Source organism: Streptomyces sp. NPDC001157 (assembly GCF_053598255.1).
This window is the reverse complement of record NZ_JBSFJW010000025.1, coordinates 29,858-43,778: the sequence shown is the minus strand read 5'-3', so window position 1 is coordinate 43,778 and position 13,921 is coordinate 29,858. Positions and strand designations below refer to the sequence as shown.

Genomic DNA, 13,921 nt, shown 5'->3' with positions numbered 1-13,921 from the left:
GGTTCCGCCGTCCGTATGTGGCGAGGGATTTCCATGCCCGACCGCCGTGATCCGTAGGAGAACTCTCGTGGGACGCAATTCGCGCAGACGCCCAACAGGCCCGCGCCGCGCAACCTTTGCGGCATTCGCGCTGATGCTGGGCGGAGGCGGGCTGGTGGCGGTCAATGTCTACGCCTCGGCGACGGAAGGCGGTTCGGACACGGACGGGGCACAGACGCGCAGTGCCGCGGCCGGCACGATCGACTGCCCCGACGTCGGCAGCAAGTTGACGCAGGTGCCGGACCAGGCGCGGGGCGACGTCGACAAGGAACTCGCCTCCATGGACCAGCAGATAGCGGAGGCCTACCAGCGGCTGCAGGCGGCGACGCCGGAACAGCGCCAGGACAGCGGCTACACCGCCGACCAGGTCATGAAGCCGCTGAAGGAGAAGCGCAGCGACTCCCTCGGCCGGATCGGCGACGTTATGGACCGGGCCGGGCAGCGTCCCGACGGGCTGGACTCCATGGCGGACTGCTCGATGCGCACCTGGAACGACCAGAACGGCGGACAGGGTTCGGAGGGCGGCCAGCAGCAGGGGCAGGGAGACCAGCAGAACGGCGGCCAGCAGAACGGCGGCGCTGAGCAGGGCGGCAACGGAGGCCAGGCGGGCAACGGGCCGTCCGTGGGGGACTACCAGGACATCAACACCGTCCAGCCCAACTCCCCGGCACCGAACCTGAACTCCTTCGTCTCCAAGGGCACCTTCACCACCAGCTGCGGTGTGAACGCGAACGGCCTGCGCAACTCCGACAACGTGATCGTCGCCCCGGGCGTCACCAACGGCGCCCACCACTTCCACGACTACGTCGGCAACCAGTCCAACAACGCCTTCGCCAGCGACGACGACCTCGCGAACGCCCAGACCAGCTGCGAGAACCCGGGCGACAAGTCCACGTACTACTGGCCGGTGGTACGGCTGCAGAACGGCACCCAGGACAAGGACGCGAACTCGCCCGGCGGCGGCATCGAGGGCAACGCGGGCCAGATCGTGACGCCCAAGCAGGTCACGATGACGTTCATCGGCAGCCCGCGCAGCCAGGTCACGGAGATGCCCCGCCTGCTGCGCATCATCACCGGAGACGCCAAGGCGTTCGTCAACGGCACTGCCAACGCCAACGCCTCCTGGAGCTGCACCGGGTTCGAGGACCGGCAGCTGAAGGACAAGTACCCGCTGTGCCCGCAGGGCAGCGACGTGGTCCGCACCTTCCGGTTCCAGAGCTGCTGGGACGGCCGCAACATCGACAGCGCCAACCACCGCACCCATGTGGCCTTCGCCGACGCCTCCGGCAACTGCCCGAACGGCTTCCAGGCCATCCCGCAGCTGGTGCAGCGCATCGTCTACGACGTGAAGGCGCCGAGCCTGCAGGACGGCGGCCGTACGACCCCGCTGTTCGCGGTGGACTCCTTCCCCGAGCAGCTGCACAAGCCGGTCACCGACCACGGCGACTTCATCAACGTCTTCGACGACGGCCTCATGAAGGAGGTCGTGTCCTGCATCAACGGCGGCCGTGCATGCGGCGCGGGCACCGGAGAGGACCCGGGCTCGGGCGGCGGAGCCACCCAGCAGCCGACCGAGAAGCCGACGGACCAGCCCAGCGAGCAGCCGACCGACCAGCCCACGGCCACCGACCAGCCCACCCAGGAACCGACCCCCCAGCCCACCGACGACCCGACCACGCCGCCCGCCGGCGACGACAACGGCAACTCGGGCGACGGGTCCGGCACGGGCAACTCCGGCAGCGGATCCGGTGACCAGAACGCGCAGCCCACGACCACCGCTCCGGAGACCGGACAGCCGGCGAACGACGACAAGCCCACGATCTCCAGCACGACTCAACCCAGGGTCTACGCGACCTCCAAGGCCTCGCGCAGCGCCGCGGCCGCCGCGGCGAACGACGGCACCAACGCGGGTGACCACTCGGCCCGGCCCCAGGCCACGGGCGGAAACGCCCCTGCCGCAGGCAGCCAGACCGAACCGCAGGGCGTCCAGGACGGCGCGTTGGCCGAGACCGGCACGACCCTGTGGCCCGCCACGGCGGGCACCGTGCTGCTGCTCGCAGGGCTTTTCCTGCTCACCCGTACACGGCGCAATTACGGGCGCTGACGCCTGGGGCACGGTACAGAGGCACGAGCGGCAGGGGCCGCCGCCGATCCGGCGGCGGCCCCTGCCGGTGCTCCAGCCGCCCCGGCACCGCTCGATGCGCGGGACGGACACCGCAGTGGTGCTAAGCCCGGGTCCCGGGCCGGACCTGCCTGCGCACCTGGACACCCCAGACCAGCAGGGCCGCCAGAGCGATCGACACGACGGCCGTCGACATCCCGGCCTGGACGCCGACCCGCACGGTGAGGGTGCCGGCGACCAGGGCGCCGAGCGGCACACCCAGACCCGAGGAGAGCATCCGGCGCGTGGTGTTGACCCGGCCCTGGAGCTCGGGCGGCGTCACCTCCTGGGAGTAGGTCATCGTGTTCACCAGGACGACGAGGTAGGCCGACCCCCACACGGTCAGGGCAACCAGGGTGACCCGCCAGTCCGAACTGAGGACGACCACCAGCCCGAGCAGGGCGCCGGCGGGCAGCACCCCCAGGAGAAGGTGGAACGCCTCGAAACGGCGCCGCAGCCGGGGCAGCAGGAAAGACCCGCCGATGCCACCTGCACTCCACCCCATGTACAGCAGGCCGATCCGCCCGTCGGAGTCGTGGATGCCCAGCACACGGTCGGCGAAGACGACTAGCTGGCCGATGACGGCTCCGCCGGAGAAGGACTGCAGGGTGCCGACCACGGTCATCAGGCGCAGCGTCGAGTGGTGGCGGAGGAAGCGGAGTCCTTCCCGGACGGACTCCCTGAACCCCGGCCGCTCCACCGCCGGCTTGTCGGACCGGGAGGCGTCTGTGACCGCCTTGAGGAGCAGAGCGGAGGCAGCGAAGGACAGGGCGTCCAGCGCCAGCGTGCCGGCCGGGCGGAACAGGACGATCAGGCCTCCAGCCACCGCGTTCCCGGCGATGCGTACGACGGTCTGCGCTCCGTAGACGGCGCTGTTTGCCTCGGTGAGCTTGTCCTTGCCGACGATGTCGGGGACGAAGCCGTACACGCCCGCGTCGAAGAAGAGACCGAGGGCGGCCGAGGCGAAGGCCACGACAAGAACCTGGCCGCCGGTCAGGATGCCCAGGGCGGAGGCGGCCGGGACGGAGGCGATACAGGCGGCGTTGAGCCAGTCGGTGAGGACCATCAGGCGGCGCCGGTCGGTCCGGTCCGCGACGGCGCCCGCGATCAGCCCGAAGACCACGTAGGGCAGGGTCGCCGAGGCCGCCACCAGGGAGACCATCAGCGGCGAGCCGGTCTCCTGGAAGGTCAGCACGGGCAGGGCCACCGTGGTGACGGCGGATCCCAGCCCGGAGACCACGCGCGACAGCCAGAACCAGCGGAAGTCGGGGACACGGTACAGCGGGAGGTGCGGTGTCTCGGGGGTTTGGTGGCCTGTGTCTTTGTGCGGCAGGGAGGTCATCGCGGACGGTGGGTCCTTTCGGTGAGGTGGTCGTGCGGCGCTTTCAACAGGAGGGGGCGCAAAACGCGAGACACCCCATCAGCAGGTGCTGATGGGGTGTCATGTGAACTGTGCTGCGGGTGTACCGGTCGATACGACTGCAGCCGTCGAGCGATACGTGGAAGCTGGTTTCTCGAGACGGAACCCGCCGATCCGACGGTGGCCCGCGACGTCCGTGGAGGCGGACCGTGAGCGATGAGGTTCCGGAAACCCGCAAGATCATAGCAGGCGGCGGCCCGGCCGGGACAGCCTCTCGGTCAGTGGCCGGTCAGCTCCTCTGCTTGGACTGCCGCACTGCCTGCTCGACCTCCGCCTCGACCTCGGTACGAGGCTTGCCGGACTCCTTCGCGTACTCGGTGACCGACGTCCGCGCCTCACGGGCCAGGTCGCGCCAGGCGCGGCGGGCGGTCTCGTAGGTGTCGGCCTGCTGTCCGCTCCAGCCACCGGGCTGGGCAACCGGGCCGTACGAGTGCTGCAGTTCCTCGACACGGAGGTGCGCCTCGTCGGCTGCGCGCTGTTTCTCGACCAGCTCGTCGAAGGTATGTGTCACGCAAATGGAGCATAAGCGCACATTTGCCATCGCGCGCGCCGAGCCGGTGTGCCCCGGCCGGCGCCGCCGGGTCGAGCGGACCGGCGGCAGGCCGCGGGTCCTCACCTGTTCCCGGTCAAGGCCTCGCCGAGCAGTTCCCGCGTTGTGTCCAGCGCCGCGGCTCGGTCCGCCGGCACGATGCCGATCCGGGTACGGCGGTCGAGGACGTCCGACTCGTCGAGGGCACCCTCATGCCGTACCGCCCAGAGCAGTTCGGCGGCGGTGACCGGATGGCCCGGCAGTACCTGCTCGCTCAGGCGGGGGTCGTCCGCGCCGAGTGCGAGGACGGCCGGTGCCTCGGTGCCGTAGCGCCGTACCAGATGGCGAGGTGCCTGCACCGCGTCGAGCGCCCGAGGGGATGCGGCGCCGACGAGCGGGAGGGAGGCCGTGGGGGAGGGGCCGGCGGCCAGGCGGCGGGCGGCGACGGCGGCGTCCACGGCGTCCTCGGCCATGCGCCGGTATGTGGTGAGCTTGCCGCCGACCACGGTGATCACACCCTCGGACGAGGTGAGCACCGCGTGCCGGCGGGAGACGTCGGCCGTCCTGGCCACGGCGCCGGACCCGGCCTCCGGTGCGGTGTCCAGCAGGGGGCGCAGTCCCGCGAAGGCACCGATGACATCCTCGCGCCGGACCGGGACGTCGAGGACCGAGCCCAGGACGTCGAGGAGGAAGCCGATGTCCGTCTCGGGTGCCTCGGGCACATCGGGGATGTCGCCCTCCACGGGTTCGTCGGTGAGGCCGATGTAGACGCGGCCGTCGCCCTGGGGCAGGACGAGGACGAAGCGGCTCGTCTCTCCGGGTATGGGGATGTGCAGACCGGCCGGGAGCGGGCCGAGGTGGTCCGAGCGCAGGATCAGGTGGGTGCCGCGGGAGGGGCGGATGCGGATGCCGTCCACCAGGCCGCCAGCCCAGACTCCGGAGGCGTTGATCACCGCGCGGGCCCTGATCTCGCCCTCCTCGCCGGTGAGTTCGTCGCGGACGCGGGCGCCGGAGGCGGTCAGTGCCAGCGCCCTGACGCGGGTCAGGATCCGTGCCCCGTGTGCGGCCGCGGTGCGGGCGACGGCGGTCACCAGGCGGGCGTCGTCGACCAGGCGGCCGTCCCAGGACAGCAGGCCGCCGCGCAGCCCGTCGGTGCGCAGCGCGGGCGCCAGATGGCGGGTCTCCAGGGCGGAGAGCCGGCGCGGCGCGGGCAGGGTGGCCCGGGCGGTGCGGGCCGTCAGGCGCAGGGTGTCGCCGGCCCGGAAGCCGGCCCAGGAGAGCGCCGCCTGACCGCGGGAGACCAGCGGGGTCAGGGGCAGGACGAACGGCTGCGCGCGGACCAGGTGGGGTGCCGTGCGCTCCATCAGCACGCCCCGCTCGACCGCGCTCTCGTGGGCGACGTCGAGCTGGCCGGAGGCGAGATAGCGCAGCCCGCCGTGGATGAGCTTGCTGCTCCAGCGGGAGGTGCCGAAGGCCAGGTCGTGGGCGTCGACCGCGGCGACGCTCAGGCCGCGCGCCGCGGCGTCCAGGGCGGCTCCGGCACCGGTGGCGCCGAGCCCGACGACGAGGACGTCCACGGCGGGGCCGCCGACGGTCTCGGCCAGTTCGCGCGAGCGCCGGGCGATGGACAGGGACGATCCGGGGGTGGCAGGGCTGGGGCTCATGGCGTCAGGGTCCTCTCCAGGATGGAGCGCAGCTCGGCGAGGAAGGCCGCGGAGGACAGTTCGGCGTCGTCCTCGTCGGTCATGGTCCGCAGGGACAGGGTGAAGGACTGGACGATCAGCAGCAGGGAGCGGGCCTGGCGCTCGGGGTGGCCGACGCGGACCGACCCGTCGGCGTGCCCTTCCTTGAGGCCGTCGGCCAGCAGTTCCAGGAGCGCGATCTGGCTGGCGCCGCGACGGTCCAGCACATAGGGCAGGAGCAGCTCGGGATCGACGTCGACGATCTTGCGGAAGAGGGGGTGGGCGCGGAAGGACTCCACCCCCGCCACCAGCCCCTCCACCAGCAGGCTGCGCGCGGCGGCCTCCGGTCTGCGCTCGGGTATCGCCCGCGTGGCCACGTCGACCCACTCACGGGTCATCAGGTCTCCGACCAGCGTGCGCACATCGGGCCAGCGCCGGTACAGCGTCATCCGGGAGACCCCCGCACGGCGGGCGACGTCGGTGAGTGTCGTACGGCGGACCCCGACGGCCAGGACGCAGTCCCGCACCGCGTCGAGCACCGCATCACTGTCCGAGCTGTTGTGACGAATAGGCGTCATGTGTCACAGTGTAACGCCTCGACGCCCTGCAGGGGTCGTCGAGGACGGAGCAGCTCGAACGGAATCGCTCGAATCGACCGGTGAGGACGACAGTCATGGACATGCTGTGGAGCGGCTGGGGCGACCCGGCCAGAGCGACGCCGCTGCCCGACACGGTGATCGGACTGTTGCGCGATCTGCTCGGCGTCAAGCCGCGCAGCGCCGAGCCGGTCGGCCTGGCGGACATCGCCGTTCCGGACGGGCAGTTGGAGCCTGCGGCGCATCAGGCCCTCGCGGCGGCCGTGGGCGGCGAGGAGTACGTGCGCACCGACGCGGAGACCCGCGTCCGGCACACCCGAGGCAAGTCCACCCCCGATCTGCTGCGCATCCGGGAGGGCGACGTCGACGACACCCCGGCGGCGGTGCTGCTCCCGGCCGCTCACGACGAGGTGCTCGCCGTGCTGCGTGCGTGTGCCGAACACGGCCTGGCGCTCGTCCCGTTCGGCGGCGGCACCTCCGTCGTCGGCGGACTCGCCCCCGGGCGGCGGAGCACCTTCGTAGCCCTGGATCTACGGCGCATGGACGGCCTGCTCGCCCTCGACCCGGTCTCCCGCACCGCCACCCTGCAACCCGGCCTGCGCGCCCCGCAGGCCGAGGCGCTGCTCGCCGAACACGGCTTCACCCTCGGCCACTTCCCGCAGTCCTACGAGTGGGCCACCATCGGCGGTTTCGCCGCCACCCGCTCCAGCGGTCAGGCGTCGGCCGGTTACGGCCGCTTCGACGAGATGGTCCTCGGCCTCACCCTTGCCACCCCCGAGGGCACCATCGACACGGGCCGGGCTCCGCGCTCCGCCGCCGGACCCGATGTGCGCCAGCTCGTCCTCGGCTCGGAGGGAGCGTTCGGCGTGATCACGTCCGTGACGGTCCGCATCCGCCCGGTCCCGCAGACCCGTATCCACGAGGGCTGGCGCTTCCCCTCCTTCGAGGAAGGCGCCGCCGCACTACGGCGCCTCGCTCAGGACGGGCCGCGCCCGACCGTGCTGCGCCTGTCCGACGAGACCGAGACCCTGATCGGCCTCGCCCAGCCGGACGCGATCGGCTCCTCCGACGCCCAGGCGGCCGCCGGATGCACGGCGATCGCGGGCTACGAGGGCACGGCGCAGGACGTCTCGTACCGTCAGGAGCATGCCGCGGCCGTCCTGCGCGAGTGCGGTGGCACACCGCTCGGCGAGGAGCCCGGCGAGCGCTGGGCCCACGGCCGTTACTCGGCCCCCTATCTGCGCGACGCCCTGCTCGACGCGGGCGCCTTCGCCGAGACGCTCGAGACCGCGACCTTCTGGTCCCGCATCCCGGAGCTGTACTCGGCCGTACGCGAGGCGCTCACCACCACGCTCACCGAGGCCGGCACCCCGCCCCTGGTCATGTGCCACATCTCGCACGTCTACGAGAACGGCGCCTCGCTGTACTTCACGGTCGTCTCCGCCCAGGGCGAGGACCCCGTCGCGCACTGGACGCGGGCCAAGCACGCCGCCAACGAGGCGATCCTCGCCGCCGGCGGCACCATCACCCACCACCACGGCGTGGGCACCGACCACCGGGACTGGTACGTCCGCGAGGCCGGCCCGCTGGCCGTCGCGGCGCTGCGCGCCGTGAAGCGGCGACTGGACCCGGCCGGACTCCTCAACCCCGGGGTCCTCCTGCCCCTCGACGACTGACCGTCACCCCCTGTCCGGCAGTACCGACCCGGCCGCCCTCGGAGGCACACCGATGCGACAGTTCACCGCCGTCGTCAACCCCACCGCGGGCGGATCCACCGGCGCCGCCGCGCTGCTCGCGGTGGCCCGGCTGCTGCGGGAGGCGGGCGCCGAGCTGCAGACCGAGTACAGCCGCAGCCTGGCCCACGCCCAGGAACTCGCCCGGCAGGCGGGCAGCCGGGGCCGGGTGGTGCTCGCCGTCGGCGGGGACGGCATGGCCGGCGGCATCGGCGGCGCCCTCAGCGGCACCGGAGCCGTACTCGGCCTGGTCCCGGCCGGCCGCGGCAACGACTTCGCCCGGGCACTCGAACTCCCCACGGGACCCTCGGAGTTGGCCGAGGTACTGCTGCACCACGAGCCGCGCGCGGTCGACACCATCGAGGTCGAGTCGGCCGTCCACGACCGCACCGTCGTGCTCGGCAGTGTGTACGCGGGTGTGGACGCCCTCGCCAACCGCCATGCCAACCAGGCGAAACTCCTGCGGGGCGCGGCCTCCTACTACGCCGGCGGCCTCCGGGCCGTCACCACCTGGCGGCCGGCCCGCTACCGAGTCGTCGTCGACGGCGAGGAACACCGGCACAGCGGTTACACGGTGGTGGCCGCCAACTCCGGCTACTACGGCTCCGGTCGTCTCATCGCCCCCGACGCCCGGGAGGACGACGGCCTCCTGGACGTGGTGATGATCGGCGAGGCGCCCCGGCGGCTGTTCTTCGCCCTGATGAACGACCTCAAGACGGGCAGCCACCTCCACCGGCCACAGGTGTGCATCCTGCGCGGCCGGGAGATCACCATCTCCGCGGACCGCGACGTGCCCTACGGCGCCGACGGGGAGGTCGAGGCCGTCCTGCCCGTCACCCTCAGAGTGCTGCCGGGAGCGCTGCGGGTGCTGTGCTGAGCGCTGAACTAGGGTGCGGGTGTGCCCACCCTGCTGATCGTGCATCACACGCCCTCGCCCAACTGCCAGACGATGCTGGAGGCCGTCCTCTCCGGCGCCACCGCGCCCGAGATCGAGGGCGTCGAGGTCGTGCGGCGGGCGGCGCTGGCGGCCACGGCCTCCGACGTACTGGCGGCCGACGCATACCTGCTCGGCACTCCGGCCAACATCGGCTACATGTCCGGAGCCCTCAAGCATTTCTTCGACCAGATCTACTACCCGTGCCTGGATGCGACGCAGGGCAGGCCCTTCAGCTACTACGTGCACGGCGGGAGCGACGTCACGGGCGCGGTACGGGGGATCGAGACGATCACGACCGGCCTGGGCTGGCGCCGCACGGCGAAGCCCGTCACGGTCACCGGGGAGCCCGCCAGGACCGACGTGGAGGCCTGCTGGGAGCTGGGCGCGACGCTCGCCGCGGGACTGCTCGGCTGAACCCGAACCGGGTGAGTGAGGGAGACGCAGGTCACATTTGGGTGTGTCACAACCTGCCGGGCCGTGCCGTCAAAGAGGTGTAACCACCCACAACGGCACAGGAGCACACCATGGAAGCTCGTCTCAACCTTTTCGAGAACCCGGTCGCGGCCAAGCTCTTCCGGCACCTCAACTCGGCGGGCAAGGTCGTCTCGGACTCGGCGCTGCCGCTCGCGACGCAGGAGTTGGTCAAGCTCCGCGCCAGCCAGATCAACGGCTGCGGCATGTGCACCGACATGCACGTCAAGGACGCCCTGGCCGCGGGGGAGGACCCGCAGCGTCTCCATCTGGTCGCGGCCTGGAGGGAGGCCAAGGTGTTCACCGACGCCGAGCGTGCCGCCCTGGAGCTGGCGGAGCAGGGCACCCGCATCGCGGATGCGGCCGGCGGGGTCACGGACGAGGCCTGGGCGATCGCGGCCAAGCACTTCGACGAGGACCAGCTCGCCGCCCTGGTCGCCACCATCGCCGTGATCAACATGTACAACCGCTTCAACGTCATCGTCCAGCAGCCCGCCGGCGACTACCAGCCGGGCATGTTCGGATGACGCCGAGCACCTGACCGGCAACGGCAGTCCTTGTGTACTGCATTTGAGACAGCCTTCCCGTAGAAAAGGTACGGACTATTCTCGTACGCCTTGCTTTCATGGGCTGTGCGGTGCCCATGAAAGCAAGGTCAGGTGCGTGAATGAGTCAGCTTCGAAAATTCACTCTTCCGTGCGGTTGATAGTTCAACGGGCGCGCTGGAATACTCCGGCTCCCGGTCCCGCCCCACCCAATGGCGGGACCGAAGGAATCCGGGAAGCGGCGATTCCGGATTCACGAACCCCCCACAAAGTCCGCACGGTGGTCTACTCCGGCACACTTTTTCCGGCATGCGTGCGGCACCAGGAAGTGGAGAAGGTGTGCCCGCGTGAATGTCGAGCAGGCGAAACGACGCGAGATATCCAACAGTCCTGAATTCCAGCTGCTGCGCCGTGCGCAGCGGCGATCCGGAGTGCGGATGACGGCCGTCGCCGTCGGCGGGTTCCTGCTGTATGTCCTGTTGTCGAGTTTCGCGCCCGACCTCATGAACGCTCCACTGCACGGTCACCTCACCCTCGGACTGGCCCTCGGCCTGGGGCAGTTCGTGGTGATGGCCCTGATCGCGCGACGCCACCTCGTGCACATGCGCACGAACGTCGACCCCATCGCCCGCGGCTTCCGCACCCAGACCCACCGCCGGCAGCCCGAACAGCCGGGCCCGCCCGCCCAGTCACCCGCCTCCCGCCACACCGGGGGGTACCGCACATGGTGACGACCGCGGCCGCCGTCGTGGACCGTTTCAGCCTGCAGCTGACGTTCCTGCTCTTTCTCTCCGTGGTCGTCGTCACCCTGTTCACCGCGCTGCTGACGGCTCCGCAGCGCGACGAGATCGGCGAGTTCTATCTCGGCAGCCGCACCATGTCGCCGCTGCGCAACGGACTGGCGATGTGCGGCGACTACCTCTCCGCCGCCACCCTCCTGGGCAGCACCGGCCTGGTCGCCCTCACCGGATACGACGGACTCCTCTACCTCGGCGGCACCGCGGTGGCCTGGATGATGGTCCTCCTGCTGATCGCCGAACCCCTGCGCAACGCGGGCCGGTTCACCCTCGGCGACACCATCGCCCTGCGCATGCCGGCCCGGCAACGCCCGGTCCGGCTCGCCCTCTCCCTGTGCACCCTGGTCGTCACCACCCTCTACCTCGTGGCCCAACTCGTCGGCAGTGTCGCCCTGTTGACCCAGTTCACCGGCGAACCCAGCGCAGCCACCCGCACCCTGTGCGTGGTCGTCATCGGCACCATCGTCGTCGTGTACGCGGCACTCGGCGGCATGCCGGGCGCCACCTTCATCCAGATCGTCAAGGCCGTGATGCTCATCTCCGGCGTCACCGTGACCGCCGTGATGGTGCTCCACCACTTCCACTGGAACATCGACGCCCTGCTGACCGCCGCCGCCGACAACAGCGGCATGGGAACACGCTTCCTGGAGCCCGGACTTCGCTACGGCGCCAGCACCACCAGCAAACTCGACTTCCTCAGCCTGCAACTGGCCATCGTGCTGGGCCTCGCGGCCCTCCCGCACGTCATGATGCGGCTGCTCGCCCCCCGCTCCACCAACGTGCTGCGCAGCTCGGTCGTCTGGGCGATGGGCCTGGTGGGCCTCATCTGTCTGGCGGCCGGCGTACTGGGCCTCGGGGCCACCGCCGTCGTGGGCCGGGACACCATCGCACGCATGGACCACAAGGGCGACGCGGCCGTGCTGCTGCTCGCGCACGCACTCGGCGGCGGCGTCCTCACAGCCCTGCTGTCCTGTCTGGCCTTCGTCACGCTCCTCGCCGTGGCCGCCGGACTCACCCTCGCCGCGGCCTCCTCCGCCGCCCACGACCTCTACGGAGAGGTCATCCGCAAGGGACGGGCCAAACAGACCGAGGAACTTCTGGTCGCTCGGCTCGCCGCCGCCGTCATCGGCGTCCTAGCCATGCTCCTGGCCCTGGTGTCCTGGGGCGCCAACACCGCCACCCTGGCCTTCCTCGCCTTCGCCATCGCCGCCTCCGCCCTGCTGCCCACCCTCGTCTACACCCTGTTCTGGCGGCGTTTCACCGCGACGGGCGCCCTGCTCAGCCTCTGCGGCGGCCTGTTGTGCTCCGTACTCCTCGTCGTGTTCTCACCCGTCGTCTCCTCCACGCCCGCCTCGCTCTACCCGGACGCCGACTTCGCCTGGTTCCCACTGCAGAACCCCGGCATCGTCTCGATCCCGGCCGGCTTCCTCCTCGGTTGGCTGGGCACCGTCCTGGGCCGTCCCGAAGTCCCGGGCGTCTACGAGGAGTTCGAGGTCCGTACGCTGGTCGGAGCCGCCGACTGAGATAGGCCCGCCACGGTGCGGTGGCGGCCGGACGACCCGCGGCCTTCGAGGTCTGCCTCGGCGACGAGCACGCCACCGGCCATGAGCCGGCCAGCCCCAGGGAAAGGTGCCGGAGGTGGTGCCGGCCGACGGATGAACCGTTGGGCCGTATGCAGCAGCCGGAAGAGCCGCACCCCGGGCACAGGGACAGGCTTGGCCTGCACCTACGGCCCGCCCCGGGAGACCTGATGCCACTTCGCGCCACTCCGGCCCGTCCCTTCCCGCTCCGGACCCGGCTGCGGGCGACCGGTGTCGCCGCGGCCTGCCTGGCAGCCCTCTGCCAGGCCCCCGCGAGCACCGCCGCCGCTCCCGCAGCGCGCGGCAGCGACCTGCAGAACCAGATCGAGCAGCTCGTGCACGCCCCCGGCGGACCGCCCGGCGTCATCGCCGTGCTGCGCAGGGACGGACACACCCAGGTCGTACGGGCAGGTGTCGCGGACCTCGCCACCGGCCGTCGCCCGGGCCAGAACGACCACATGCGCATCGCCAGCACCGCGAAGGCCTTCAGCGGAGCCGTGGCCCTGTCGCTGGTCGACCGGCACGCCCTGCGCCTGAACGAGACACTCGGCGAACGGCTGCCGCAACTGCCCAAGGCCTGGCACCGCGTCACGCTCCGGCAACTGCTCAACCACACCAGCGGCCTGCCGGACTTCAGCGCGGCCCCCGAGTTCCGCAGCATCCTCGCCGCCGACCCGCACCACCACTTCGACTCCCGCCGTCTGCTCGACTTCGTCGCCGACCAGCCCCTCGAGTTCCGCCCGGGCAGTCAGTACCGCTACTCCAACTCCGACAACATCGCCGTCGCCCTGATGGCGGAGGCGGCGACCGGAGACCGGTACGAGCTGCTGCTGCGGATGCTGGTCTACCGGCCGTTGGGTCTGCGCGACACGACCCTTCCCCAGGGCTACCTGATCCCCGAGCCCTATCTGCACGGCTACGACGTGACCGGTCCGCCGCCCCCGGAGGACGTCAGCGAGCTCCTCGGCGCCTCCGGCTCCTGGGCGTCGGGCGGCATCATCTCCACGCCCGCCGACATGACCCGCTTCATCCGCGGTTACGCGGGCGGCGCGCTCTACGGCAGTGACGTCGTGCGCGAGCAACGGCGCTGGATCGCCGGCGCGTCGGAACCCGCGGGCCCCGGCCGGAACATGGCGGGCCTCGCCATCTTCCGCTACGCGACCCGCTGCGGCGTCGTCCTCGGACACACCGGCAACTTCCCCGGCTACACCCAGCTCATCGCCGCCACCCCCGACGGCCGCCGCTCCCTGACCTTCTCCGTCACCACACAGATCAACAAGTCCCAGACACCGGCGCTGCTCAGCCGACTGCGGGCCGTCCAGGAGAACTTCGTCTGCGCGCTGCTGACACGTTCCAAGCACTGACCCGCTCTCGCTGGCCGCCGCCAAGACGGGGAAGATGGAGCGGCAAGCGTTTTGGTCAACCGATGTG

Annotated in this window: 12 protein-coding genes; 8 read left to right on the top strand and 4 right to left on the bottom strand. The window is 71.2% G+C overall.

The features are described from left to right. Positions 1–67 precede the first annotated feature (67 nt). The gene (locus ACWDAG_RS33030; RefSeq protein WP_450699223.1) at positions 68–2,143 is read left to right on the top strand and encodes a DUF1996 domain-containing protein; all 2,076 of its coding nucleotides are present in this window, start codon (positions 68–70) and stop codon (positions 2,141–2,143) included. A gap of 121 nt (positions 2,144–2,264) precedes the next feature. Here the strand turns inward: ACWDAG_RS33030 and ACWDAG_RS33025 are convergent, their stop codons facing one another. The 4 genes from ACWDAG_RS33025 to ACWDAG_RS33010 all read right to left on the bottom strand — a co-directional run bounded on the left by ACWDAG_RS33025 (position 2,265) and on the right by ACWDAG_RS33010 (position 6,409). Next, positions 2,265–3,542 carry an MFS transporter gene (locus ACWDAG_RS33025; RefSeq protein ID WP_450699222.1) on the bottom strand — a complete coding sequence of 426 codons (1,278 nt, stop codon included), beginning with the start codon at positions 3,540–3,542 and terminating at the stop codon, positions 2,265–2,267. 307 nt (positions 3,543–3,849) lie between these two features. Continuing rightward, positions 3,850–4,131: a hypothetical protein gene (locus ACWDAG_RS33020; protein WP_450699221.1), complete on the bottom strand. Its 282-nt coding sequence runs from the start codon at positions 4,129–4,131 to the stop codon at positions 3,850–3,852. Between the two features lie 101 nt (positions 4,132–4,232). Next, the gene (locus ACWDAG_RS33015) at positions 4,233–5,813 is read right to left on the bottom strand and encodes a glycerol-3-phosphate dehydrogenase/oxidase (protein ID WP_450699220.1); all 1,581 of its coding nucleotides are present in this window, start codon (positions 5,811–5,813) and stop codon (positions 4,233–4,235) included. After that, positions 5,810–6,409, bottom strand: a complete 600-nt coding sequence (locus tag ACWDAG_RS33010) for a TetR/AcrR family transcriptional regulator (RefSeq protein ID WP_450699219.1) — start codon at positions 6,407–6,409, stop codon at positions 5,810–5,812. Before ACWDAG_RS33010 ends, ACWDAG_RS33015 begins: the two co-directional genes overlap by 4 nt. 95 nt (positions 6,410–6,504) lie before the next feature. On the opposite strand from ACWDAG_RS33010, the gene ACWDAG_RS33005 reads away from it, so the two are divergent. The 7 genes from ACWDAG_RS33005 to ACWDAG_RS32975 all read left to right on the top strand — a co-directional run bounded on the left by ACWDAG_RS33005 (position 6,505) and on the right by ACWDAG_RS32975 (position 13,854). Continuing rightward, positions 6,505–8,103, top strand: coding sequence for an FAD-binding oxidoreductase (locus ACWDAG_RS33005; protein ID WP_450699305.1), 1,599 nt, complete (start codon positions 6,505–6,507; stop codon positions 8,101–8,103). Positions 8,104–8,155: 52 nt separating this feature from the next. Further along, positions 8,156–9,037 carry a YegS/Rv2252/BmrU family lipid kinase gene (locus ACWDAG_RS33000; RefSeq protein WP_450699218.1) on the top strand — a complete coding sequence of 294 codons (882 nt, stop codon included), beginning with the start codon at positions 8,156–8,158 and terminating at the stop codon, positions 9,035–9,037. A 21-nt stretch (positions 9,038–9,058) separates the two neighbouring features. Continuing rightward, positions 9,059–9,511 carry a flavodoxin family protein gene (locus tag ACWDAG_RS32995; protein WP_450699217.1) on the top strand — a complete coding sequence of 151 codons (453 nt, stop codon included), beginning with the start codon at positions 9,059–9,061 and terminating at the stop codon, positions 9,509–9,511. A 110-nt stretch (positions 9,512–9,621) separates the two neighbouring features. Further along, positions 9,622–10,095, top strand: a complete 474-nt coding sequence (locus ACWDAG_RS32990; protein ID WP_450699216.1) for a carboxymuconolactone decarboxylase family protein — start codon at positions 9,622–9,624, stop codon at positions 10,093–10,095. Positions 10,096–10,460: 365 nt separating this feature from the next. Then, positions 10,461–10,844 carry a DUF485 domain-containing protein gene (locus tag ACWDAG_RS32985; RefSeq protein WP_450699215.1) on the top strand — a complete coding sequence of 128 codons (384 nt, stop codon included), beginning with the start codon at positions 10,461–10,463 and terminating at the stop codon, positions 10,842–10,844. Next, positions 10,838–12,433: a solute symporter family protein gene (locus ACWDAG_RS32980; protein ID WP_450699214.1), complete on the top strand. Its 1,596-nt coding sequence runs from the start codon at positions 10,838–10,840 to the stop codon at positions 12,431–12,433. The genes ACWDAG_RS32985 and ACWDAG_RS32980 overlap by 7 nt, the downstream gene beginning before the upstream one ends. A 227-nt stretch (positions 12,434–12,660) precedes the next feature. After that, positions 12,661–13,854 carry a serine hydrolase domain-containing protein gene (locus ACWDAG_RS32975; RefSeq protein WP_450699213.1) on the top strand — a complete coding sequence of 398 codons (1,194 nt, stop codon included), beginning with the start codon at positions 12,661–12,663 and terminating at the stop codon, positions 13,852–13,854. The last annotated feature ends 67 nt before the right edge of the window (positions 13,855–13,921 follow it).